28 protein-coding genes are annotated in these 24,828 nt (G+C 44.9%); 26 read left to right on the top strand and 2 right to left on the bottom strand.

Annotated elements, in window-relative coordinates:
* The first annotated feature begins 55 nt into the window (after positions 1-55).
* The 22 genes from spoIIIAA to spo0A all read left to right on the top strand — a co-directional run bounded on the left by spoIIIAA (position 56) and on the right by spo0A (position 19,646).
* Positions 56-979, top strand: coding sequence for a stage III sporulation protein AA (spoIIIAA, locus tag NSQ12_RS12540; RefSeq protein WP_043857806.1), 924 nt, complete (start codon positions 56-58; stop codon positions 977-979).
* A complete protein-coding gene (gene spoIIIAB, locus NSQ12_RS12535; protein WP_032722102.1) occupies positions 973-1,488 on the top strand; it encodes a stage III sporulation protein SpoIIIAB in 516 nt (171 codons plus the stop codon). Before spoIIIAA ends, spoIIIAB begins: the two co-directional genes overlap by 7 nt.
* A 22-nt stretch (positions 1,489-1,510) precedes the next feature.
* Positions 1,511-1,717, top strand: a complete 207-nt coding sequence (gene spoIIIAC / locus NSQ12_RS12530; protein WP_003153142.1) for a stage III sporulation protein AC — start codon at positions 1,511-1,513, stop codon at positions 1,715-1,717.
* Positions 1,718-1,723: 6 nt separating this feature from the next.
* Complete coding sequence (spoIIIAD, locus tag NSQ12_RS12525; RefSeq protein WP_003230228.1) at positions 1,724-2,125, top strand: stage III sporulation protein AD; 402 nt, start codon at positions 1,724-1,726, stop codon at positions 2,123-2,125.
* 18 nt (positions 2,126-2,143) lie between these two features.
* A complete protein-coding gene (spoIIIAE, locus tag NSQ12_RS12520) occupies positions 2,144-3,343 on the top strand; it encodes a stage III sporulation protein AE (RefSeq protein WP_003230230.1) in 1,200 nt (399 codons plus the stop codon).
* Positions 3,344-3,356: 13 nt separating this feature from the next.
* Positions 3,357-3,977 carry a stage III sporulation protein AF gene (spoIIIAF, locus tag NSQ12_RS12515; RefSeq protein ID WP_015251730.1) on the top strand — a complete coding sequence of 207 codons (621 nt, stop codon included), beginning with the start codon at positions 3,357-3,359 and terminating at the stop codon, positions 3,975-3,977.
* Positions 3,970-4,659: a stage III sporulation protein AG gene (gene spoIIIAG / locus NSQ12_RS12510; protein ID WP_003230248.1), complete on the top strand. Its 690-nt coding sequence runs from the start codon at positions 3,970-3,972 to the stop codon at positions 4,657-4,659. The genes spoIIIAF and spoIIIAG overlap by 8 nt, the downstream gene beginning before the upstream one ends.
* Positions 4,660-5,316 carry a stage III sporulation ratchet engulfment protein SpoIIIAH gene (spoIIIAH, locus tag NSQ12_RS12505; protein ID WP_163182159.1) on the top strand — a complete coding sequence of 219 codons (657 nt, stop codon included), beginning with the start codon at positions 4,660-4,662 and terminating at the stop codon, positions 5,314-5,316.
* 156 nt (positions 5,317-5,472) lie between these two features.
* Positions 5,473-5,952 carry an acetyl-CoA carboxylase biotin carboxyl carrier protein gene (gene accB / locus NSQ12_RS12500; protein WP_003230252.1) on the top strand — a complete coding sequence of 160 codons (480 nt, stop codon included), beginning with the start codon at positions 5,473-5,475 and terminating at the stop codon, positions 5,950-5,952.
* 11 nt (positions 5,953-5,963) lie between these two features.
* Positions 5,964-7,316 (top strand): acetyl-CoA carboxylase biotin carboxylase subunit, encoded by a 1,353-nt coding sequence (accC, locus tag NSQ12_RS12495; protein WP_003230253.1) that lies wholly within the window; start codon positions 5,964-5,966, stop codon positions 7,314-7,316.
* Positions 7,317-7,336: 20 nt separating this feature from the next.
* Positions 7,337-7,744, top strand: coding sequence for a fatty acid biosynthesis protein YqhY (yqhY, locus tag NSQ12_RS12490; RefSeq protein ID WP_003230254.1), 408 nt, complete (start codon positions 7,337-7,339; stop codon positions 7,742-7,744).
* Between the two features lie 263 nt (positions 7,745-8,007).
* Complete coding sequence (gene nusB / locus NSQ12_RS12485; RefSeq protein ID WP_003230256.1) at positions 8,008-8,403, top strand: transcription antitermination factor NusB; 396 nt, start codon at positions 8,008-8,010, stop codon at positions 8,401-8,403.
* Positions 8,404-8,414: 11 nt separating this feature from the next.
* On the top strand, positions 8,415-9,266 hold the full coding sequence (gene folD / locus NSQ12_RS12480; RefSeq protein WP_003230259.1) for a bifunctional methylenetetrahydrofolate dehydrogenase/methenyltetrahydrofolate cyclohydrolase FolD: 852 nt from the start codon (positions 8,415-8,417) through the stop codon (positions 9,264-9,266).
* 137 nt (positions 9,267-9,403) lie between these two features.
* Positions 9,404-10,750, top strand: a complete 1,347-nt coding sequence (gene xseA / locus NSQ12_RS12475; RefSeq protein ID WP_198878640.1) for an exodeoxyribonuclease VII large subunit — start codon at positions 9,404-9,406, stop codon at positions 10,748-10,750.
* Positions 10,747-11,001, top strand: coding sequence for an exodeoxyribonuclease VII small subunit (locus NSQ12_RS12470; protein WP_003226409.1), 255 nt, complete (start codon positions 10,747-10,749; stop codon positions 10,999-11,001). Before xseA ends, NSQ12_RS12470 begins: the two co-directional genes overlap by 4 nt.
* Positions 10,991-11,881, top strand: coding sequence for a polyprenyl synthetase family protein (locus NSQ12_RS12465; protein WP_106073557.1), 891 nt, complete (start codon positions 10,991-10,993; stop codon positions 11,879-11,881). The genes NSQ12_RS12470 and NSQ12_RS12465 overlap by 11 nt, the downstream gene beginning before the upstream one ends.
* Before the next feature lie 174 nt (positions 11,882-12,055).
* The gene (gene dxs / locus NSQ12_RS12460; protein ID WP_160245702.1) at positions 12,056-13,957 is read left to right on the top strand and encodes a 1-deoxy-D-xylulose-5-phosphate synthase; all 1,902 of its coding nucleotides are present in this window, start codon (positions 12,056-12,058) and stop codon (positions 13,955-13,957) included.
* A complete protein-coding gene (locus NSQ12_RS12455; RefSeq protein WP_160245701.1) occupies positions 13,954-14,799 on the top strand; it encodes a TlyA family RNA methyltransferase in 846 nt (281 codons plus the stop codon). The genes dxs and NSQ12_RS12455 overlap by 4 nt, the downstream gene beginning before the upstream one ends.
* Positions 14,800-14,896: 97 nt before the next feature.
* Positions 14,897-15,346, top strand: a complete 450-nt coding sequence (argR, locus tag NSQ12_RS12450; protein WP_003230265.1) for an arginine repressor ArgR — start codon at positions 14,897-14,899, stop codon at positions 15,344-15,346.
* Positions 15,347-15,382: 36 nt separating this feature from the next.
* On the top strand, positions 15,383-17,113 hold the full coding sequence (recN, locus tag NSQ12_RS12445) for a DNA repair protein RecN (protein WP_029317928.1): 1,731 nt from the start codon (positions 15,383-15,385) through the stop codon (positions 17,111-17,113).
* Between the two features lie 173 nt (positions 17,114-17,286).
* Positions 17,287-18,567 (top strand): SpoIVB peptidase, encoded by a 1,281-nt coding sequence (gene spoIVB / locus NSQ12_RS12440; RefSeq protein ID WP_004398697.1) that lies wholly within the window; start codon positions 17,287-17,289, stop codon positions 18,565-18,567.
* A gap of 275 nt (positions 18,568-18,842) precedes the next feature.
* On the top strand, positions 18,843-19,646 hold the full coding sequence (spo0A, locus tag NSQ12_RS12435; RefSeq protein WP_003226427.1) for a sporulation transcription factor Spo0A: 804 nt from the start codon (positions 18,843-18,845) through the stop codon (positions 19,644-19,646).
* Between the two features lie 464 nt (positions 19,647-20,110).
* Here spo0A and NSQ12_RS12430 read toward each other — a convergent pair whose 3' ends face one another.
* Both NSQ12_RS12430 and NSQ12_RS12425 read right to left on the bottom strand, forming a co-directional pair.
* A complete protein-coding gene (locus NSQ12_RS12430; protein ID WP_128993136.1) occupies positions 20,111-21,229 on the bottom strand; it encodes an NADH-dependent flavin oxidoreductase in 1,119 nt (372 codons plus the stop codon).
* A gap of 72 nt (positions 21,230-21,301) precedes the next feature.
* Positions 21,302-21,454: a hypothetical protein gene (locus NSQ12_RS12425; protein ID WP_014480226.1), complete on the bottom strand. Its 153-nt coding sequence runs from the start codon at positions 21,452-21,454 to the stop codon at positions 21,302-21,304.
* 307 nt (positions 21,455-21,761) lie between these two features.
* Between NSQ12_RS12425 and NSQ12_RS12420 the strand changes: the two genes are divergently transcribed.
* The 4 genes from NSQ12_RS12420 to NSQ12_RS12405 all read left to right on the top strand — a co-directional run bounded on the left by NSQ12_RS12420 (position 21,762) and on the right by NSQ12_RS12405 (position 24,808).
* Entirely contained in the window at positions 21,762-22,055 is a 294-nt protein-coding gene (locus NSQ12_RS12420) for a lipoprotein (RefSeq protein ID WP_003230284.1), read from the top strand.
* Between the two features lie 14 nt (positions 22,056-22,069).
* Entirely contained in the window at positions 22,070-22,690 is a 621-nt protein-coding gene (locus NSQ12_RS12415) for an N-acetylmuramoyl-L-alanine amidase (protein WP_072173938.1), read from the top strand.
* Positions 22,691-22,768: 78 nt separating this feature from the next.
* The gene (locus NSQ12_RS12410; RefSeq protein ID WP_038429286.1) at positions 22,769-23,500 is read left to right on the top strand and encodes a glycerophosphodiester phosphodiesterase; all 732 of its coding nucleotides are present in this window, start codon (positions 22,769-22,771) and stop codon (positions 23,498-23,500) included.
* Positions 23,501-23,626: 126 nt separating this feature from the next.
* Positions 23,627-24,808, top strand: coding sequence for an acetyl-CoA C-acetyltransferase (locus NSQ12_RS12405; RefSeq protein WP_339174837.1), 1,182 nt, complete (start codon positions 23,627-23,629; stop codon positions 24,806-24,808).
* Positions 24,809-24,828 lie beyond the last annotated feature (20 nt).

The raw sequence follows: 24,828 nt of genomic DNA, 5'->3' as shown, positions 1-24,828 counted from the left end.
CTGCCTCACATCATACATTTTAAAGAAGCCAATCGGTAGAAAGGAGGAGGCTCTGTTGAATGAAATCGCTGAGGTTCTCCCTGAATCCATGAAAAACGCCCTTTCTGAAATACCGGAACAACAATGGCTGGAAATCGAAGAAGTCAGAATTCGGATCAACCGCCCTGTTGAATTGATTCGAAGAGGACAACCTGTTTATTTGTCCTATGCGGGCACGGCCGAGGATGCCCATCTGATCCTGAGCCGGCTCAGCAACTATAGTATGTATACACTAGAAGAAGAGCTAAAGAAAGGGTATGTCACGATCAGAGGCGGCCACAGAGTCGGACTGGCGGGCAGAGTCATTACGGAAAACGGAGGTGTGAAAGGCCTCCGTGACATCGCATCTTTTAATATACGAATTGCCCGGCAAAAGCTGGGGATTGCGGAGCCGCTGCTTCCATATTTATATCAAGACAGCTGGCTGAATACGCTGATTATCGGACCGCCCCAAACCGGCAAAACAACACTTCTCCGGGACCTTGCGAGGCTCTCAAGCACCGGCAAAAAACCCATGCTGCCCGTAAAGACAGGAATCGTCGATGAACGGTCAGAAATTGCCGGATGTCTTCGCGGTATTCCGCAGCATCAATTTGGTCAGAGAATTGACGTGTTAGACGCCTGTCCAAAAGCTGAAGGGCTGATGATGATGATTCGATCCATGAGCCCTGAGGTGATGATTGTCGATGAAATCGGGCGTATGGAAGATACAGATGCACTTCTGGAGGCGCTGCATGCCGGTGTTTCAGTAATCGTATCGGCGCATGGCTGGAGCATATCCGACCTGATGAAGCGGCCTTCATTGAAGCGTTTGTGGGAAGAAAGAGCCTTTGACCGCTATTTGGAATTATCAAGAGCAAAAGGGCCGGGCACAGTGAGCCAAATTTATGACAAAGACGGAAATGTGCTGTCTAGGACGACGGGCGTGAAAACATGCTGAAGCTGCTGGGCGCTGTATTCATTGTGGTAGCGACAACATGGACAGGTTTTGAGATGGCGAAGATTTATACAGAACGGCCGCGGCAAATCCGCCAGCTGCGTGCGGCGCTTCAATCCCTCGAGGCTGAAATCATGTACGGCCATACACCGCTTCATACTGCTTCACAGCAGATTGCCAAACAGCTCACACAGCCTGTTTCAGCTCTTTTTTCCGCATTCAGTGATCAGCTGGACAAGGGAAGTGATTCCGCGAAAACGGCGTGGGAGCAAAGCTTAAAGAAGGTATGGGACACCCTGTCTTTGAAAAAAAGCGAATACGAAGTGCTGAAGCAGTTTGGCGAGACGCTCGGGATTCATGATCGAATCTCTCAGCAAAAGCACATCAAGCTGGCGCTGACACATTTGGAAGCCTCTGAAGCGGATGCTGAGCAGGCGCAAGCGAAAAATGAAAAGATGATAAAAAGTTTGGGCTTTTTAGCGGGCTTGTTACTCATTCTTCTATTGATGTAAACGTGAGGGGAGCAAAAATAAAATGGGAGTAGACGTGAATGTCATATTTCAAATCGCCGGAGTGGGGATCGTGGTCGCTTTTTTACACACGATATTGGATCAGATGGGCAAGAAAGAATACGCTCAGTGGGTGACGCTGTTAGGTTTTATCTATATTTTATTTATGGTCGCCACGATTGTAGATGACCTATTTAAAAAGATAAAAGCTGTGTTTTTATTCCAAGGATAGGGGGGCTTGCAGATTGACATTGTTCAAATTGTAGGTTTAGGGCTGATCGCCACCTTCCTTTCTTTAATTGTAAAAGAACAAAAGCCGACTTTTGCGTTTTTAATCGTCGTTTTTGCCGGATGTGCCATTTTTCTTTATTTGGTAGACCAAATCTACGACATTATTCGAATGATAGAAAAAATTGCGATTAATGCAAATGTCAACATGGTCTATGTTGAAACCATTTTAAAGATTATCGGAATCGCCTATATTGCTGAATTCGGAGCACAGCTCACAAAAGATGCCGGTCAAGGAGCCATCGCCTCGAAAATAGAATTGGCGGGGAAAATTTTAATACTCGTAATGGCTGTGCCTATTTTAACCGTCATTATCGAAACGATTCTCGGACTTATACCTTCTATGTCATAACCGAAAGGAGGCGGTAGATTGAAGCGCTTTCAATGGGTTTTGCTTTTGGCCGTGCTGATCATAGCAGGCCGTGCAGAAATTGTACAAGCAGCTGGTAATGCAGAACAAACGGAAGACCATGCTGAAACAGCCGAGCAATTAGCGGAAAGGACAGCAGCCTCGCTTGAAACAGATAAGATCGGGGAATTTTGGAATGACATTATGACAGAATACGGCGGACTGCTGCCGGAAAGCCAAAAAGGCAGCTTAATGGAGTTTATCAATGGCGATAAATCATTCTCACCGCAAGAATGGCTGAAAGCTCTCTTTTCTTATTTGTTTCATGAAGTGCTTGCCAACGGAAAGCTGCTGGGCACATTGATTTTGCTCACGATTTTTTGCGTCATTCTGCAGCTTTTGCAAAATGCTTTTCAGCAAAGCACCGTCAGTAAGGTCGCTTACTCAATTGTGTACATGGTGCTGATTATCCTTGCGCTTAATAGCTTTCATGTGGCAATTAACTATGCAACTGAGGCGATTCAGACGATGACCAGCTTTATCCTGGCGCTCATTCCGCTCCTCTTGGCGCTTTTGGCTTCCTCAGGCGGAGCTGTATCTGCTGCCTTCTTTCATCCTGTTATCCTCTTCCTGATGAACACGAGCGGTCTCTTGATTCAGAATATCGTCATGCCGCTGATTTTTTTATCAGCGATTCTGAGCATTGTCAGCACGATGACTGAACAATACAAAGTAACACAGCTGGCTAACCTGCTCAGAAATATCGCCATCGGAGCACTGGCTGTTTTTCTTACCATCTTTCTCGGCGTCATCTCTGTTCAGGGAGCCTCAGCTGCAGTGACAGACGGCATTACGCTCAGGACGGCTAAATTTATAACCGGAAATTTTATTCCTGTGCTTGGCCGAATGTTTACAGACGCAACAGATACAGTAATCAGCGCCTCTTTACTGCTGAAAAATACGGTAGGGATTCTCGGTGTCGCTATTTTGATCTGTATCGCGGCATTTCCGGCAATCAAAGTGCTTTCCCTCGCTTTTATTTATAAGCTGGCAGCCGCGATTCTTCAGCCACTAGGAGGAGGGCCCGTCATCACCTGCCTCGACGTCATCAGCAAAAGCGTCATTTATATTTTTGCAGCTCTCGCCATTGTGTCTCTCATGTTTTTTTTAAGCCTTACTGTCATAATCACAGCCGGAAACCTCACGATGATGATGAAATGAAGGAGGCAGGCGAATGAGTTTTTTAACGGAATGGCTTACCACCATCGTGTTGTTTATCCTATTTGCAATTGTGATTGATATGCTGCTGCCGAGCTCCAGCATGCAAAAGTACGCAAAAATGGTAGTCAGCCTGCTCTTGATTGTCGTCATGCTTACGCCGATTTTTAAACTTTTCAAGACAGACCCCGAAATCATCTTTGAATATCTCACAAAAAACGGGCAGTCAGAGTCTGCCGACATAAAAAATCAAATCAATTCAAAAAAAATAGAAATACAAGCTTCCCAGCGCGCATATATTCTAGAAGAAATGGCTGTCCAACTAAAAAAGAAAGCGGAGGAGAGATTCAGTCATGATGAATATAAAGTAGGCCGCATCAAACTCACGGCAGGAGAAAAGGTAGATTCAGAAGAGGATATTAAAACAATCAGCGTGTATATGGCCCCGTCTTCTGAAAAAACGGTCCAAACGGTCGCGCCGGTCCACATTGATACAGATCATGCATACGTAACGAAAGAAGCAGCCGAACAAAAAGAAGCCAAACAGATAAAAACGCAGCTCGCGGACATTTGGGAAATCGGAAGTGAGAAAATTACGGTTCATATGGAAGGCGGGGAGAGTGTCGGCAATGAATAAAAACGGATTATGGAATGTATTGAAAAAGCAGTTTCTTCCGGGACAAACGAAGGACGGCGAAAAGCCGAAGCTGACCAAATATCATTACTTTCTATTCGTTTTTGTTCTCGGAGTTTCCTTTATGCTTGTCAGCCAGCTGTTTTCTTCACCTGAGAAAACAGAAAACGCCAAAACGATAACGGCCGTATCATCACAACATTCCGCAGACAGCAAAGAGAAAACAGCCGAAGTGTTTAAAGCCTCAAAATCTGATAAACCTAAAGACTCGATCGATGACTATGAAAAAGAATACGAAAATCAGCTGAAAGAAATCCTTGAAACGATCATTGGTGTGGACGATGTCTCGGTTGTCGTGAATGTAGATGCAACGTCGCTGAAAGTATACGAAAAAAACAAATCAAACAAAAATACAACCACTGAAGAAACTGACAAAGAAGGCGGAAAAAGAAGCGTTACAGACCAATCATCGGAGGAAGAAATCGTCATGATCAAAAACGGCGATAAAGAAACACCTGTCGTCGTCCAAACGAAAAAACCTGATATACGCGGTGTACTCGTTGTTGCTCAAGGAGTGGACAACGTTCAAATAAAACAAACCATTATCGAAGCGGTGACACGGGTCCTGGATGTTCCAAGCCACCGGGTTGCGGTTGCCCCTAAAAAAATAAAGGAGGATTCATAAATGCTTAAAAAACAAACCGTTTGGCTATTAACAATGCTCAGTCTTGTCGTGGTGTTAAGCGTCTACTATATCATGTCGCCGGAAAGCAAAAACGCTGTGCAGATGCAAAGTGAAAAAAGCGCGTCTGACAGCGGAGAGGTCGCAACTGAAAAAGCGCCTGCCAAGCAAGACACGAAGGAAAAAAGCGGTACAGAAACTGAAAAAGGAAAAGAAGATGGAACAAAGAGAACGAAAGATTCATCAGCAGACAAGGAAACATCCGCTGAAGCCAGTGAAAAAGGAACTGTTGTTACGGAAACAGCCGATGATGATCTGTTTACAACGTACCGTCTTGATTTAGAAGATGCCAGAAGCAAAGAAAGAGAAGAGCTGAATGCCATTGTGTCAAGCGATGATGCAACAGCCAAGGAGAAAAGCGAAGCATACGATAAAATGACGGCTCTCAGTGAAGTGGAAGGAACAGAAAAACAGCTGGAAACGCTGATTAAAACACAAGGTTACGAGGATGCGCTTGTTAATGCTGAAGGAGATAAAATCAATATTACAGTCAAATCAGACAAACACTCCAAATCGAAGGCGACAGCCATTATAGACCTTGTCGCAAAAGAAATCAAAACAATGAAAGATGTCGCTGTCACGTTTGAACCATCCAAGTAAGAAAGAGGAAAAAGAAGCCCGCTAAACAAGCGGGCTTTTTGCGTTGCTGTCATATTAGAGTTGAATTCAAAAGTCCGCTCCTGTAAGATGAACATAGTATGTACTTTTAGTAGTAACCTATAAAAAAAGAAATTTCATACATAGGAGTGCGATTGAATGTTAAATATCAAAGAAATCCACGAGCTGATTAAAGCAATTGACGAGTCTACAATTGACGAATTCGTATATGAAAATGAAGGTGTATCCTTAAAACTGAAAAAACACGAAGCAGGCACGGTTCAAGTCATGCAGCAGGCACCGGCAGCACCTGTACAAGCACAGGCTCCGCAGGCAGTTCAGCCGCAAGCGCAGCAAGCAGCGGCACCTGCCCAAGAAGCACCAAAGCAAGATGAGAATCTGCATAAAATCACTTCACCAATGGTAGGAACATTTTATGCTTCTTCATCACCGGAAGCTGGCCCGTATGTAACAGCCGGTTCAAAAGTAAATGAAAACACAGTTGTCTGCATTGTAGAAGCGATGAAGCTTTTCAACGAAATCGAAGCAGAAGTGAAAGGCGAAATCGTTGAAGTATTAGTAGAAAACGGCCAGCTGGTCGAATACGGACAACCTCTATTTCTTGTAAAAGCGGAGTAAGGAGACTGAACATGATTAAAAAGCTATTGATCGCCAACAGAGGAGAAATTGCTGTCAGAATCATCAGAGCCTGCAGAGAGCTCGGAATTGAGACTGTCGCTGTTTATTCAGAAGCTGATAAAGATGCCCTTCATGTTCAAATGGCCGATGAAGCTTTTTGTATCGGACCGAAAGCATCAAAAGACAGCTATTTAAACGTTACAAATATTGTGAGTGTTGCAAAGCTGACTGGCACGGACGCCATTCATCCGGGATACGGATTTTTAGCTGAAAATGCTGATTTCGCTGAATTATGTGAAGAAGTGAATGTCACGTTTGTCGGCCCGAGCGCTGACGCCATTTCAAAAATGGGAACAAAAGACGTTGCGCGGGAAACGATGAAACAGGCCGGCGTGCCAATCGTACCGGGTTCACAGGGAATTATAGAAAATGTGGAAGAAGCAGTTTCGCTTGCTAATGAAATTGGGTATCCTGTAATTATAAAAGCCACCGCAGGCGGAGGCGGAAAAGGAATTAGGGTTGCCCGCACTGAAGAGGAACTGATTAATGGCATTAAGATTACACAGCAGGAAGCGGCAACTGCATTCGGAAATCCAGGTGTATACATCGAAAAATACATAGAAGATTTTCGCCACGTTGAGATCCAAGTGCTTGCTGATAACTACGGAAATACGATCCATTTGGGCGAACGCGACTGCTCGATCCAAAGACGCCTGCAAAAGCTTTTGGAAGAATCACCATCTCCTGCCCTTGATTCAGAAATCAGGGAGCAAATGGGAGATGCAGCGGTAAAGGCTGCAAAAGCGGTTGGCTATACAGGCGCTGGAACAGTTGAATTTATCTATGACTACAATGAACAGCGCTATTACTTCATGGAAATGAACACGAGAATTCAGGTGGAGCACCCAGTCACAGAAATGGTGACGGGAACTGACCTGATCAAGGAACAAATCAAAGTGGCATCAGGAATGGAACTGAGCCTCAAGCAAGAAGATGTTGAATTTGAAGGCTGGGCCATCGAATGCCGAATCAACGCAGAAAACCCAAGTAAAAATTTCATGCCGTCACCTGGTGAAATTAAAATGTACCTGCCTCCTGGCGGTCTTGGTGTCCGTGTCGATTCAGCTGCGTACCCTGGCTATTCCATCCCACCGTACTATGACAGCATGATTGCAAAGGTAATCACATACGGAAAAACGAGGGATGAAGCGATTGCCCGCATGAAGCGCGCATTGAGCGAATTCGTCATCGAAGGCATTGAGACAACAATCCCTTTCCATTTAAAACTGCTTGAACACGAAACATTTGTGAGCGGAGAGTTTAATACGAAATTTTTAGAAACATATGATGTAATGGGCTCATAATTTTTACGGAGGTGAATTGAATGAAAGACAACAGCTTGCTTAAAATGGATCACGAAGATACGCATTTGGGTAAGGTTGAGATTGCACCGGAAGTCATTGAGGTCATTGCCGGCATTGCAGCATCAGAAGTTGATGGGGTTGCCGAAATGCGCGGAAACTTTGCGACAGGCGTCGTTGAGCGCTTTGGCAAAGTGAATCATGGCAAAGGTGTCAAAGTCGACCTGGCGGATGACGGAATTACGATCGATGTATACTGTGTCGTTACATTTGGCGTTTCGATTCCGAAAGTTGCAGCATCCGTTCAGGAAAACATTCGTCAAACCTTATTAAATATGACGTCTCTTTCGATTAACGAGATCAATATTCACATCGTCGGCATTCAATTTGACACAAAAGCCCAAGAAGTCCAAATCGACGAAGAAATGTAAATGGCTTAACACGAAACCAAGGGGAGGGCGGCCCTTTGGTTTTTTTACACGTTACCCTTTATTTCAAAGCATGAAGAAAGCCGGCTTACATAGCCGAGTTTCTTCATGAACGTGAAATCCGAATAATCATATTAAGGTGTGTGAAAATATTCGGTAATAGGGTAAAAAAACCTTGATTTCAATATGCGGATACGAAAAAAATATGTTATGATCTCTTTGTGGCTTAACGACAAGCGGATAAAGAGGATCAAAGGAGAAAGAAAATGAAAAGAAGAACAGCAAGAGAAAAAGCTTTGCAGGCACTATTTCAAATTGATGTCAGCGATATTGCAGTGAATGAAGCCATAGAACACGCACTGGATGAAGAAAAAACAGATCCTTTCTTTGAACAGCTTGTACACGGGGTATTGGAACACCAAGACCAGCTGGATGAAATGATCTCCAAGCATCTGGTGAATTGGAAGCTCGATCGGATTGCCAATGTTGACCGTGCGATTTTGCGCCTGGCAGCATATGAAATGGCATATGCCGAAGACATTCCGGTTAATGTCTCCATGAACGAAGCGATTGAGCTGGCAAAACGGTTTGGTGATGACAAAGCGACAAAGTTTGTAAACGGGGTTCTTTCTAACATTAAATCTGATATTGAACAATCATAGGAGGAAAGAAAATGACTGCAACAATCATCGACGGAAAAGAAACGGCTAGAGAAAAACGCGAACAATTGGCAAAAGAGGTAGAAGAGCTTAAAAAGCAAGGCGTCACTCCCGGACTGGCGGTTATTTTGATTGGAGATGATCCTGCTTCTCACTCTTACGTGCGAGGAAAGAAAAAAGCGGCAGAAACAATGGGAATGAATTTCAAGCTCGATCAATTTGACAGCAGCCTCACAGAAGCTGAACTGCTTTCCATTATTGATCAATATAACCAAGACCCTGAGTTTCATGGCATTCTCGTTCAGCTTCCGCTCCCAGACCATATTTCTGAAAAAGCGGTGATCGAACGTATCTCTCCTGATAAAGATGTAGACGGTTTTCATCCGTTAAACGTAGGGAAAATGCTGCTTGGCGAAGATACGTTTCTTCCTTGCACGCCTCATGGAATTGTTGAGCTTTTGAAGAAAACCAATATTGACCTTTCCGGTAAAGAGGTTGTTGTAGTCGGTCGAAGCAACATTGTCGGCAAACCTGTCGGCCAGCTTTTATTAAATGAAAACGCGACGGTTACTTACTGTCATTCAAGAACAGAAAATATTACTGAACATACGAAAAAAGCGGACATCCTGGTGGTGGCAGTCGGCAGAGCCAACTTCATCAGTGCAGACCAGATCAAAGAGGGCGCTGTTGTCATTGACGTCGGCGTTAACCGTCTGGAAAACGGAAAGCTTTGCGGAGACGTTGAATTTGAAGGGGCAAAGGAAAAAGCGTCCTTCATCACGCCGGTTCCGGGCGGAGTAGGTCCGATGACCATCACGATGCTTGCGCATAATACTGTTAAATCTGCGAAACGTACGTTATCATAGATAATTGGAGATATTCACAGGCGAAATGTTTACCCGCCTTGAATATGAGCACGATACCCGCTTCTTCAGGCTCCTAAAGCCAGGGCGGGTTTTCTTTAGTTATGGTGCAGGAATGCTTAGGAGAGGAGTTTTTAGACATGGGTGAAGCAGCGTATGTGACCGTCTCAGCGCTGACAAAGTATATAAAACGAAAATTCGATGTAGATCCTCACCTTGAAAATATTTGGATTAAAGGCGAATTGTCGAATGTAAAGATACACACACGAGGGCATATTTATTTCACTTTAAAAGACGAAAACGCAAGAATGCAGTCGGTGATGTTCGCGAGACAAAGCGAGCGTCTGCCTTTTAAACCTGAAAACGGAATGAAAGTGCTGGTCAGAGGCGGAATTTCCGTATATGAACCGAGCGGAAACTATCAATTATATGCCAAAGAAATGCAGCCTGACGGGGTTGGAGCGCTTTATTTAGCGTACGAAGAATTAAAAAAGAAGCTTGCCGGAGAAGGTTTATTTGACGACCGCTACAAAAAACAAATCCCCGCATTTCCAGCCACAATCGGGGTTGTGACATCTCCAACGGGTGCCGCTGTCAGAGACGTTATTACAACTCTAAAAAGAAGATATCCCCTTGTAAAAGTCATTGTTCTTCCAGCGCTCGTACAAGGTGAAAATGCGAGCAGATCCATCGTTACGCGCATTGAAGAGGCAAATGAAAAAGAGATTTGCGACGTATTAATTGTCGGGAGAGGCGGCGGTTCGATAGAAGAACTGTGGGCATTCAATGAAGAAATTGTAGCACGCGCCATCTTTGCTTCCAATATTCCGATTATATCGGCAGTCGGACATGAGACGGATTTTACGATCAGTGATTTTGTCGCCGATATCAGAGCCGCGACGCCGACAGGAGCAGCTGAGATTGCTGTGCCTCATACCACTGATTTAATCGAACGCACAAAAACAGCGGAAGTCAGAATGACAAGAGCGATGCAGCAGCACCTCGGCCAGAAAAAAGAACGGATTCAAACGCTGCAATCGTCCTATGCCTTTCGTTTTCCAAAGCGTTTGTATGCGCAAAAAGAGCAGCAGTTTGACCTCGCGTACCAGCAGTTTCAAGCACAGCTGACCGCTCTTTTAGATCGGAAAAGCAGACAGCTGGAGCGTGAAACGTACAGATTAGAGGCACTGCATCCTCATGAACAGCTGAAACAAGCGAGAACACGATACCAGGAACAAACAAATCAGCTGAGAAAAAATATGAATATCCAAATGAAGCAGCTGCATTCCCAATTTCAAACCGTTCTTGGCAAGCTGAATGCACTAAGTCCTCTTCAAGTGATGGAAAGAGGATACAGCTTGGCTTATAAAGAAGATAAACTCATTAAAAGTGTCAGTCAAATAGAAGAGCAGGACCAGCTTGAAGTCAAGCTGAAGGATGGCGTGCTGACCTGTGAAGTATTAGAAAAGAGAGGGGAAGAAAAATGACAGACGTGAAAAAAAATGAAAACATGACATTTGAAGAAGCGATGAAAGGGCTTGAGAGCATTGTATCAAAGCTTGAAGAGGGAGATGTGCCTCTAGAGCAAGCCATTAACTATTTCCAAGAAGGCATGGCTCTGTCAAAAATGTGCCATGAAAAGCTGCAAAAAGTCGAAAAGCAAATGGACTTCATTTTAAAAGAAGACGGCGAACTGGCACCTTTCAGTGTTCAGGAGGAAGACGAAGGTGACAAATAAATTAACGAGCTTTCTGGCGGACCGGAAAAAAACAATTGAAAATCAGCTTTCTGTCTATACAGAAAAGCTTGATATGCCGGACTCATTAAAGAAATCTATGCTGTATTCTCTACAGGCCGGCGGAAAGCGGTTGCGGCCTCTGATTGTACTGGCTGTTTTAAATGCATATGGAAAAAGCGAAAAAGACGGCATTCCGGTGGGCTGTGCTGTCGAAATGATTCACACGTATTCGTTAATTCATGATGATCTTCCATGCATGGATGATGACGATTTGCGCCGCGGGAAGCCGACAAACCATAAAGTGTTTGGTGAAGCGACGGCAGTATTAGCGGGTGACGGGCTACTCACAGAAAGCTTTAAGCTGATTACCTCCCACGTGTCAGACGAGGTGTCAGCAGAAAAGCGCCTGCGGCTTGTGAATGAACTGATTTCAGCGGCAGGCACCGAAGGCATGGTCGGGGGGCAAGTAGCTGATATGGAAGCGGAAAACCGACAAGTCACGCTTGAAGAGCTCGAATCCATTCATGAACGGAAAACTGCCAAGCTTCTTGGCTTTTGTGTAATCGCCGGTGCTATTTTGGCTGATGCGCCTGAGGAAGAAATTGAAACACTGCGTACCTTCAGCAGCCACATTGGAATCGGATTTCAAATCAGAGACGATATTTTAGATTTAGAAGGCAGTGAAGAGAAAATCGGCAAACGTGTCGGCTCGGATACCACAAATGACAAATCGACATACCCGTCACTTCTTTCATTGGAAGGGGCCAAACATAAATTGGATGTTCATATAAAAGAGGCGAAGCGATTGATCGGCGGACTCTCTCTTCAAAAAGACCTTTTATATGAGCTATGTGATTTAATTGCGGCAAGAGATCACTAAAACGATCCTAATTTGAAGCGGCTGCACGAGATATGGTAAAATGTAAGCAGTTTATATGAAAAATGAAAAGGAAAAGCGCGTTTGTCTTTTTTTATGTCTGAGATTATTGTCAGCTCGGCATGCAAAAGACATGTATCATTGCAGAAATTCATGCTGAAAGTGAGTTGATCCGCTTTGGATCTTTTATCAATACAGGACCCGTCGTTTTTAAAAAACATGTCCATTGATGAATTAGAGAAATTAAGTGATGAAATCCGTCAGTTTTTAATTACAAGTTTATCCGCTTCCGGCGGCCACATCGGCCCAAACTTAGGTGTCGTAGAGCTTACTGTTGCCCTGCATAAGGAATTTAACAGCCCGAAAGACAAATTTTTATGGGATGTAGGCCATCAGTCGTATGTCCATAAGCTGCTGACAGGACGGGGAAAAGAATTTGCGACGCTTCGCCAGTACAAAGGGCTTTGCGGATTTCCAAAGCGGAGTGAAAGCGAGCACGATGTTTGGGAAACCGGGCACAGCTCGACTTCTCTGTCAGGCGCGATGGGAATGGCAGCTGCCCGTGATATTAAAGGAACGGATGAATATATTATTCCGATCATTGGTGACGGCGCGCTGACTGGCGGAATGGCGCTCGAAGCCCTTAACCACATCGGCGACGAGAAAAAAGACATGATTGTCATCCTTAATGATAATGAAATGAGTATTGCGCCAAATGTCGGTGCCATTCACTCTATGCTCGGACGGCTCCGTACTGCGGGGAAATACCAGTGGGTTAAAGATGAGCTTGAATACTTATTTAAAAAGATTCCGGCAGTTGGGGGCAAGCTTGCCGCCACGGCGGAACGGGTCAAAGACAGCCTGAAATACATGCTCGTCTCCGGAATGTTTTTCGAGGAGCTCGGTTTTACGTATTTGGGCCCAGTGGACGGCCATTCTTATCATGAGCTGATTGAGAATCTTCAATACGCCAAAAAAACAAAAGGCCCTGTTCTTCTGCACGTCATCACGAAAAAAGGAAAGGGGTACAAACCGGCTGAGACCGATACGATTGGGACATGGCATGGTACCGGACCATATAAAATTAATACCGGTGACTTTGTAAAGCCGAAAGCCGCAGCTCCTTCGTGGAGCGGCCTTGTCAGCGGAACTGTGCAGCGAATGGCGCGCGAGGACGGACGCATTGTAGCCATTACGCCGGCTATGCCTGTCGGTTCAAAGCTTGAAGGTTTCGCAAAGGAATTCCCTGACCGGATGTTCGACGTAGGAATTGCAGAACAGCATGCCGCAACGATGGCGGCAGCTATGGCAATGCAGGGTATGAAGCCGTTTTTGGCGATTTACTCAACCTTCCTGCAAAGGGCATATGACCAAGTTGTCCATGACATCTGCCGCCAAAACGCCAATGTGTTTATTGGAATTGACCGTGCAGGACTCGTTGGCGCTGATGGAGAGACACATCAAGGCGTGTTTGATATTGCGTTTATGCGCCACATTCCAAACATGGTCTTAATGATGCCGAAAGACGAAAATGAAGGCCAGCACATGGTTCATACAGCACTTAGCTATGACGAAGGCCCGATAGCGATGCGTTTTCCGCGCGGAAACGGACTCGGCGTAAAAATGGATGAACAGTTGAAAACGATTCCGATCGGTACGTGGGAGGTGCTGCGTCCGGGGAACGATGCTGTCATCTTAACATTCGGCACAACAATCGAAATGGCGATTGAAGCAGCCGATGAGCTGCAGAAAGAAGGCCTTTCCGTGCGCGTTGTGAATGCGCGTTTTATTAAGCCGATTGATGAAAAGATGATGAAGAGTATCCTAAAAGAAGGCTTGCCAATTTTAACAATTGAAGAAGCGGTCTTAGAAGGCGGTTTCGGAAGCTCGATTTTAGAATTCGCTCATGATCAAGGTGAATATCATACTCCGATTGACAGAATGGGTATACCTGATCGGTTTATTGAACACGGAAGTGTAACAGCGCTTCTTGAGGAAATTGGACTGACAAAACAGCAGGTGGCAAATCGTATTAGATTACTGATGCCGCCAAAGACACACAAAGGAATTGGATCATGACGTCAAAGAAAGAACGATTAGATGTATTATTAGTGGAAAGAGGGCTGGCGGAAACGCGTGAAAAAGCCAAAAGAGCCATTATGGCGGGGATCGTCTATTCAAACGAAAACCGCTTGGACAAGCCTGGAGAAAAAATTGACCGCGACCTTCCGTTAACCGTCAAAGGAAACCCGCTGAGGTATGTGAGCAGGGGCGGCTTAAAGCTCGAAAAAGCGTTGAAGGAATTTCCCGTCTCTGTCAAAGATAAAATTATGATTGATATTGGCTCCTCCACCGGCGGTTTTACGGACTGCGCTTTGCAAAATGGAGCTAAACAGTCATACGCTGTGGATGTAGGCTATAATCAGCTTGCATGGAAGCTTAGACAGGATGAACGGGTCGTCGTGATGGAACGGACGAACTTTCGTTATGCAACACCGGCAGACTTTACAAAGGGCATGCCGGAGTTTGCCACAATTGATGTGTCCTTTATTTCACTGAGGCTCATCCTGCCTGTCCTAAGGACTTTGCTCGTTCCGGGCAGCGACTGCATGGCTCTAGTTAAGCCTCAGTTTGAAGCGGGACGGGAATCCGTCGGCAAAAAAGGGATTGTCAGAGATTCTAAAGTGCATGCTGATGTGCTCAAGCGAATGATCAGTTTTTCTGCCGCTGAAGGCTATATCTGTAAAGGCTTGTCATTTTCTCCAATCACCGGAGGAGACGGAAATATTGAGTTTCTCCTTCATTTGCATTGGCCGGGAGAGGGACAGGAAGGCCAGGAGCTGCCGGAAGAAGAGATCATGCGCGTTGTAGAAGAAGCACATAAGACGTTAAAAGAAAAAAAAGCAGATGTACCGGAATAATAGGGCGCTATTATTCCTTTTTTCTGCATTCATGTACAATGTGCAGAGAATCATATAACATAAAAGAACAGATAAGCTTGGAAATAGAGGTGCTTACATGAACAAAGGCCAGAGGCATATTAAAATCAGAGAGATCATTACAAGCAATGAAATCGAAACGCAGGATGAATTGGTCGACATGCTAAAGCAGGATGGATACAAAGTAACGCAGGCCACGGTATCACGGGATATTAAAGAACTTCACCTTGTGAAAGTGCCTACGAATAATGGTTCTTACAAATACAGTCTTCCGGCGGACCAGCGTTTCAATCCGCTGTCAAAGCTAAAGCGGGCATTGATGGACGCATTTGTGAAAATAGACTCAGCAAGCCATATGATTGTGCTGAAAACGATGCCGGGCAATGCCCAGGCAATCGGGGCGCTGATGGACAATTTGGACTGGGATGAAATGATGGGGACCATTTGCGGAGATGATACGATTTTAATTATTTGCCGGACTCCTGAAGATACAGAAGGCGTAAAAAACAGGCTCCTTGAACTGCTGTAACAGAAAATCTAACAAAGATAAGAGGTGTAATGCTGTTTGTTAGCTGAACTATCGATTAAAAACTTTGCCATTATTGAGGAACTGACGGTTTCTTTTGAACGCGGGCTTACGGTTTTAACAGGAGAAACCGGAGCCGGCAAATCCATCATCATAGATGCCATTTCTCTTTTAGTCGGAGGCCGCGGATCATCTGAATTTGTTAGATATGGGGAAGCAAAAGCCGAACTTGAAGGGCTGTTTCTGTTGGAGAGCGGCCATCCTGTTTTAGGCGTATGCGCTGAGCAGGGAATCGACGTTTCAGACGAAATGATCGTCATGAGAAGGGATATCAGCACGAGCGGGAAAAGCGTTTGCCGTGTCAATGGCAAGCTTGTCACGATTGCTTCGCTAAGAGAGATCGGCAGGCTTTTATTAGATATTCACGGGCAGCACGATAACCAGCTGTTAATGGAAGACGAAAATCATCTCCAGCTTTTGGACAAGTTTGCCGGGGCCGAAGTGGAAAGCGCGCTTAAAACGTATCAGGAAGGGTACCAGCGGTATATGAAGCTGCTCAAAAAGCTTAAGCAGCTTTCTGAAAGCGAACAGGAAATGGCCCATCGTCTTGATCTTATTCAATTTCAGCTCGAAGAAATCGAATCGGCAAAGCTTGAGCTTAACGAAGATGAACAGCTCCAAGAAGAGCGCCAGCAAATTTCAAACTTTGAGAAGATATATGAGTCGCTGCAAAATGCATATAACGCGCTTCGCAGTGAGCAGGGCGGATTGGACTGGGTTGGAATGGCATCAGCGCAGCTTGAAGATATATCTGATATAAACGAACCGCTGAAAAAAATGTCTGAAAGTGTTTCGAACTCCTACTATTTGCTTGAGGATGCCACATTTCAGATGAGAAATATGCTGGATGAGCTTGAATTTGATCCGGAACGCCTGAACTATATTGAGACGCGACTTAATGAAATCAAACAGCTGAAACGAAAATACGGTGCCACTGTTGAAGACATTTTGGAATATGCTTCTAAAATTGAAGAAGAGATTGACCAAATTGAAAACAGGGACAGCCACCTTCAAAGCTTGAAAAAGGAGCTTGACTCCGTCGGCAAAGATGTCGCAGTGGAAGCGGCAAATGTGTCACAAATCCGAAAAACATGGGCGAAAAAGCTGGCTGATGAGATTCATCGGGAATTAAAAAGCCTGTACATGGAAAAATCAACTTTTGATACGGAATTTAAGGTCAGAACAGCGTCACGCAATGAAGAGGCGCCGCTTGTAAACGGCCAGCCCGTTCAGCTGACTGAACAAGGGATTGACCTGGTGAAGTTTTTAATTTCAACCAATACAGGCGAGCCGCTAAAATCCCTTTCGAAAGTCGCTTCAGGTGGAGAGCTGTCACGGGTGATGCTTGCCATAAAAAGCATTTTCTCCTCACAACAGGATGTGACATCGATCATTTTTGATGAGGTTGATACCGGTGTAAGCGGCAGGGTCGCACAGGCAATCGCTGAGAAGATCCATAAGGTGTCAATAGGTTCACAAGTGCTGTGCATTACACACCTGCCTCAGGTGGCTGCCATGGCCGATACGCATCTTTATATTGCGAAGGAGTTAAAAGACGGTAGAACGACGACACGTGTCAAGCCACTGTCTAAGCAGGAAAAGGTAGCGGAAATCGGGCGCATGATTGCAGGTGTCGAAGTAACCGATTTAACGAAACGCCATGCGAAAGAACTTTTAAAACAAGCGGATCAAGTCAAAACAACTGGGTAAGCTGCGCGAAAAGCGCAGCTTATTTTTTTGTTTACATCCATTCGTTCATCAGTATATCCAATGTTTTTCTTCATATGACAGTTATAAATAAGCCGTCAGAAGGCAAAATTAAATGATGTAGCAGCAAGTCATAAAGAAGGTGTGGGATAGGAGCGAGGAGAGTGAAGTAGTGAATGCCCGATAATATCAGAAAAGCAGTAGGTTTAATTCTCCTTGTTTCGTTATTAAGTGTAGGTTTATGCAAACCGCTAAAAGAATATTTACTGATTCCAACGCAAATGAGAGTATTTGAAACCCAAACACAAGCGATTGAAACGAGTTTATCGGTAAACGCTCAGACATCAGAATCCTCAGAAGCGTTTACAGTAAAGAAAGATCCGCATGAAATCAAGGTGACGGGCAAAAAATCAGGTGAGTCAGAATTGGTATATGATCTTGCCGGATTTCCAATTAAAAAAACAAAAGTGCATGTTCTTCCTGATTTAAAAGTTATACCTGGCGGACAATCAATCGGTGTAAAACTTCATTCCGTCGGTGTTCTTGTCGTCGGATTTCATCAAATCAATACAAGTGAAGGCAAAAAATCTCCGGGAGAAACGGCAGGAATTGAAGCGGGCGACATTATTATTGAGATGAATGGACAGAAAATTGAAAAAATGAATGATGTAGCCCCATTTATTCAAAAGGCTGGGAAAACTGGTGAATCTTTAGATTTACTGATCAAACGTGATAAACAGAAAATCAAAACGAAGCTGATTCCAGAAAAGGATGAAGGAGAAGGCAAATACAGAATCGGGTTATATATCAGAGATTCTGCTGCCGGCATCGGCACTATGACCTTTTATGAACCGAAAACAAAAAAATACGGAGCACTTGGCCACGTGATTTCCGATATGGATACAAAGAAACCAATTGTAGTGGAGAATGGAGAAATTGTTAAATCCACTGTAACATCAATTGAAAAAGGGACAGGCGGTAATCCGGGAGAAAAACTGGCGCGATTTTCCTCAGAACGCAAAACGATCGGGGATATTAACAGAAATAGCCCATTTGGAATTTTTGGCACGCTGCATCAGCCGATTCAAAACAACATATCAGATCAAGCATTGCCGGTTGCGTTTTCTACCGAAGTCAAAAAAGGGCCGGCTGAAATTTTAACCGTTATTGATGATGACAAAGTAGAAAAATTCGATATTGAAATCGTCAGCACAACGCCGCAAAAATTCCCTGCGACAAAAGGAATGGTGTTGAAAATTACCGATCCAAGGCTGTTGAAAGAAACAGGAGGCATCGTCCAGGGGATGAGCGGAAGCCCGATTATTCAAAATGGAAAAGTGATCGGTGCTGTCACCCATGTATTTGTAAATGACCCGACAAGCGGCTACGGTGTTCATATTGAATGGATGCTGTCAGAAGCAGGAATCGATATTTATGGAAAAGAAAAAGCAAGCTGACTGCCGGAGTTTCCGGCAGTTTTTTTATTTTGATCCCTCTTCACTTCTCAGAATACATACGGTAAAATATACAAAAGAAGATTTTTCGACAAATTCACGTTTCCTTGTTTGTCAAATTTCATTTTTAGTCGAAAAACAGAGAAAAACATAGAATAACAAAGATATGCCACTAATATTGGTGATTATGATTTTTTTAGAGGGTATATAGCGGTTTTGTCGAATGTAAACATGTAGCAAGGGTGAATCCTGTTAACTACATTTGGGGAGGAAGAAACGTGGAGAAAATTAAAGTTTGTGTTGCTGATGATAATCGAGAGCTGGTAAGCCTGTTAAGTGAATATATAGAAGGACAGGAAGACATGGAAGTGATCGGCGTTGCTTATAACGGACAGGAATGCCTGTCGCTGTTTAAAGAAAAAGATCCCGATGTGCTCGTATTAGATATTATAATGCCGCATTTAGACGGACTTGCGGTTTTAGAGAGGCTGAGGGAATCAGATCTGAAAAAACAGCCGAATGTCATTATGCTGACAGCCTTTGGGCAGGAAGATGTCACAAAAAAGGCCGTCGATTTAGGCGCGTCCTACTTTATTCTCAAACCGTTTGATATGGAAAACCTTGTCGGTCATATCCGCCAGGTCAGCGGAAATGCCAGCAGTGTGACGCATCGTGCGCCATCATCGCAAAGCAGTATTATACGCAGCAGCCAGCCTGAACCAAAGAAGAAAAATCTCGACGCGAGCATCACAAGCATTATCCATGAAATCGGCGTCCCAGCCCATATTAAAGGCTATCTCTATCTGCGCGAAGCAATCTCAATGGTATACAATGACATCGAATTGCTCGGCAGCATTACAAAAGTCCTCTATCCGGACATCGCCAAAAAATTTAACACAACCGCAAGCCGTGTAGAAAGAGCGATCCGCCATGCAATTGAAGTGGCATGGAGCAGAGGAAACATTGATTCCATTTCCTCGTTGTTCGGTTACACTGTCAGCATGACAAAAGCTAAACCGACAAATTCGGAGTTCATTGCAATGGTTGCGGATAAGCTGAGGTTAGAGCATAAGGCTTCTTAAACATGAGCTTATTAAGTGGTCATTAAATCAAACGTCTTTTATTTATTAGTTTGCGCTGATAAATAGGAGGCGTTTTGTTTTGGGGACATTTGTTAGTATGGGAGAAGAATATTAAGTATCCGCATATAGTAAAGGATGGGTTTGAAAAGTAAGGAAAGCAAATGGCGGTATTACCTGCACTCTTGGTCCATTCATACATCTTATAGGATCACGAGCATGATCGACCCTAGATGTGTCCGTTATAAAATGAAACCTTTCTCCTGCAAAATCGTAAGTAAGGCGTATTCATGTAAAAAGGAGACGTACGAATGAAAAAGAAAAAAGCAAGAAAGCGTGAGGGGTTTTTCCTGGATTTTCTTTTCGAAGTTGGCGGGGAGCTCTTTCTTTTGCTGTTTAGATGTGTACACAAACTATTTATATAAAGGGAAAAAAGACTGCCGAATCGTTTCGGCAGTCTTTGCACATTAATCTTTATAAGGCACCCAGCCTGGCGTGTTCACAATTGCTTGCCATAGCGGTTCAGGCAAATGATATTTTTCTTTATCTGTGCCTTTAATCACTGTTTCGATTTGCTTTTCACGGCCTTCTTTTACTTTTACCGTCCAGTCAGGGTCAACTAGAATTTCGCGTCCCATAGCGACCAGCGGAATACCGTTTTCGATGACGGCAAGCGCGTCATCAGCGGAATGGATGGAACCGACGGCGATCAGCGGCACTTTGTTTCCGACACGTTCATTCAATAAGTCCATGCGTGTGCGAGTCGGATCTGCACCGCGGCGCGCTTTTGAGTTCACGTCCATCAGTGAGACATGAAGATAATCCAATTCTTTATCTCCTAAAGCATCAACAAGCGTATAAGTTTCAGTCATTGTCAATCCCGGTGTCTCAGGTTCTTCCGGAGACAGGCGGTATCCGACTAAGAACGCACCCTTCGCATGTTCTGAAGCGGCTTTTTTCACTTCATCGACAATAGCGAGCGGGAAGGCTAATCGTTTTTCATCGCTTCCTCCCCAGCGATCCGTGCGCTGGTTGGTTTTCGGAGAATAAAACTGCTGAATTAAGTAGCCGTTTGCACCGTGAATTTCGACACCGTCAAAGCCGGCTTCAATGGCGCGTCTTGTCGCTTCTCCAAACGCCTTCACAATGTTTTCCACTTCTTCTTCTTTTAATGCGCGAGCAATTTGTTTGCCTTTATCAAACACGTCACTTGGCCCCACAACATCCTGTTGAGGAACGAGCTCAGACGGGCACTCAATACCGCCGTGATGAATTTGTACAACAGCTTTAGCGCCTTGTGCCTGAATGGCTTGTGCTAACTTTTTTAAACCTGGAATGTTGGAATCGTCATGGATGGCCGGCTGCCCGGGGAATGCTTTTCCGTCCGGTGTAACATTTGCGCAGGCTGTAATCACCATTCCCATCTCTTTTGAACGGGGGATGATGTAGTCGAGCTCCGCTTCAGATATTGTACCGTCTTCATTAGAAGCGTAATGAGTCATCGGTGCTACTGCGATCCGGTTGTCGATTGTAACGCCGCTTTTAAACGTAAATGGTTCAAAAAGTGGCTTATACTTAGGATTCATTTGATCATCTTCTTTCGTTTGGATTCGCACATATTCTAGCCTATATGTAAAAATTAATGCAATTGATCTGCTTTACCGACTGAATATCTTGAGTGCAGAGTGATGTTTTCGCCGCTCTTTTTCGGGGCCTTTGTAGCCGCCGCTGATTTGGTGGCCGATGGAGCATGTGATGACAGCTGCCGCCAGCAGCAGAACGAATTTTTTCATGGCTTTAACTTCTTTCAATAAAGTAAATATCCTTTAAAAGGTTACGCTTGGCTGACCCACCCGTCAAACGATTTGCTCACCCTATTCTCAAATTTTTTAAAATGAATAAAAAGTTGCTTCTTTCCGCTAATTTTTTCTAATTGGCGCCTCAATTAGAGCCATCCTCATAGACAAATCTGCTCGTTATCTTTCTAACAACAGGAAATGATCGGGTCGTATAGCCCTTTTGAAAATCATGGAACTTGCTCGCCTGCATTCGCGTTGTCTTTACAAATTCGCCATTCTGGTCAAAGATAAAAGCCAAACATCAGGAAGAGGTGGTCATGTGAAACAAACGGTTCTTTTGCTGTTTACTGCGCTCTTTCTTTCGGGGTGCAGTGTTGCAAGTGCGGATGACTCAGTGCCAAGGTTTACCGAAGAGGGAAAATACATTGGCTCGGCTGATCCTCATACGATTGCGGTTTCTCTTAATGGAGAAGAAACCATGATACAAGTTCCGAAGGATAAACGTGATGAATGTGAATCACTGCCAGATCAGACACATGTCCTGGTGAAATATACAAAGAAGGATAATGGAACTTTACAGCTGGAAGATATTCAGCTGCGAAAGAACTCGTGACCGGAGGGAGTAAGTTGAGAATGTTATGGAGGAGCTTGGCGCTGTGCGGATTGGCTTTGACGCTCGCGCCTTGTGCACAGGCAGCAGAGCCGATAGAAGGGAAAACAGTGTATATTGATGCCGGACACGGCGGTGAAGATAGTGGAGCGGTCGGAAACGGGCTCTTTGAAAAGGATATTAATTTGGCTGTCTCAGAGCATGTGACAGACAAACTAAAAGAGGAGGGAGCCAATCCTGTTGCATCCCGGTCTGACGATCATTTTCTGACCTTGGAGGAAAGAGTGGCTAAGGCAAGTGCCAATCAGGCTGACCTTTTTGTCAGCATTCATGTGAATTCAGGGGTTGCTTCAGCTTCAGGAACAGAAACGTATTTTCAATCTGATTATGAAGGGGAGAACAGCCGGCGTCTCGCATCCGATATTCAGTCAGAGCTCGTTTCTTCCTTACAAACGAGAGACAGGGGCGTGAAAGAATCAGACTTTTACGTCATTACATATTCACAAATGCCAAGTGTGTTGGCGGAGCTTGGGTTTATCACGAACAGCTCTGACGCGGACAAGCTGGGAAGTGAAGAATACCAGCAAAAGGCCGCAGATGCGATTGTCAACGGCATTGATTCTTATTATGATCAGTAGATTGATACAGCCTTAATCCTAGAGTGGAGCCGACAAAATAAGTATAATGGAGAAAACTTTAGGGTTTGAGGTGAAACGATGACAAAGATTTTTGCCCACCGGGGGGCATCAGGTCAATTTCCCGAAAATACAATGCTTGCATTTGAAAAAGGAATTGAAGCCGGAGCGGATGGGATAGAGCTTGATGTACAGCTGACGAAAGACGGACGCATTGTTGTAATTCATGATGAAAGACTTAATCGCACGACATCACTTAAAGGATTCGTGAAGGATACAGCCTATGATGAGGTAAAGACTGCGAATGCGGCCGCTGGTCACGATCAAGCGTACAGCGATATAAAAGTGCCGCTGCTAGAAGATGTGCTCTCGTGGGCGGTAAAAAAGGATTTTCTCATCAACATTGAATTAAAAAACAGCGTGATCCGCTATGAGGGAATGGAAGAAAAAGTGCTGGAGGCAGTGAAGCGATTTAATGTAGAGGACAGAGTCATCCTATCCACGTTTAATCATGACAGCTTGGCGCTATGCGCCCGGCTTGCACCGCATATCGACCGTGCAGTATTAACTTCAGATGTGCTTTATCAGGCAGATCGATATATCGCGTCTATTCCGGCTTCCGGCTATCACCCGAAGCTAAACAGCCCAGGGGTCACAGATGAAGTGCTGAAGAAAATGAGGAACAGTTCGATTAAGGTAAGGCCGTATACAGTTAATCGTCCGGAAGATATGAAGCGTCTCATTGAAGCGGGAGCAGACGGCATGTTTACCGACTTTCCAGAAAAGGCTTCAGCATTGCTGAAAAATGAATAGTTGTTAGAAGGAGGCTGTTTGACGCAGCCTTCTTTTTTCATTCATTCATGCCCGTTTCAAAGCATACATTCATAGAAGACAACTAGAAATTGTAAGCGCTGTCTATCTTCTGAATGAGGTGAAACCATGAGGAAAACAGTCATTGTAAGTGCTGCAAGAACGCCATTTGGCAAATTTGGCGGAGTATTGAAAGAGGTGAAAGCTGCTGAGCTTGGGGGCATTGTGATGAAGGAGGCGCTGCAACGGGCTGGAGTCTCTGGAGATGATGTAGAAGGAAACGTCATGGGCATGGTTGTCCAGGCCGGCTCAGGGCAGATACCTTCCCGTCAAGCTGCCCGTCTGGCGGGAATGCCTTGGAGTGTGCCGTCAGAAACACTGAATAAAGTCTGTGCTTCCGGCCTTCGCGCTGTCACTTTATGTGATCAAATGATTCGGGCGCAGGATGCGGACATACTTGTTGCGGGGGGGATGGAAAGCATGAGCAATATTCCGTATGCCGTTCCCGCCGGGCGCTGGGGAGCACGGATGGGGGACGGCGAGCTTAGGGACTTAATGGTGTATGACGGATTAACGTGCGCATTTGACGAGGTGCACATGGCTGTTCACGGAAATACAGCGGCCAAGGAATATACAATCTCACGAAGAGAGCAGGACGAATGGGCGTTGAGAAGTCATGCAAGGGCAGCTAAGGCCGCCGATGAAGGGAAGTTTCAGGATGAAATTGTTCCCGTCAACTGGATCGGCCGAAAAGGAAAACCAAACGTTGTTGATAAAGATGAAGCGATTCGCCGTGACACAAGTCTGGATCAGCTCGCGAAACTTGCTCCGATTTTTGCAAGTGACGGTTCTATCACAGCCGGCAATGCTCCCGGGGTCAATGACGGAGCCGGCGCGTTCGTGCTGATGTCTGAGGAAAAAGCTGCTGAGCTTGGCAAACGGCCTCTGGCTACAATTCTTGGTTTTTCAACTACGGGAATGCCAGCGTACGAGCTGGCGGCAGCGCCGGGGTTTGCCATTAACAAGCTCCTGAAAAAGAACGGTTTGACTGTCCAAGATATTGACTTGTTTGAAGTAAATGAAGCTTTTGCTTCAGTTGTTTTGACATGTGAAAAAATCGTAGGTTTCGATCTTGAAAAAGTAAATGTGAATGGCGGTGCGATCGCGCTCGGCCACCCGATCGGCGCGAGCGGGGCGAGAATTCTCATGACGCTTGTTTATGAATTAAAGCGCCGGGGAGGGGGTCTGGGCGTTGCCGCTATTTGCAGCGGGGCAGCACAGGGAGACGCCGTCTTAGTGCAGGTTCATTAAAACATGATGAAAAAGGGGAT

This window comes from Bacillus sp. PS95 (assembly GCF_037963565.1).
Taxonomy (GTDB): Bacteria; Bacillota; Bacilli; order Bacillales; family Bacillaceae; genus Bacillus; species Bacillus subtilis.
The sequence above is the reverse complement of the archived record's forward strand: the minus strand, read 5'-3'. Positions and strand labels throughout refer to the sequence as shown.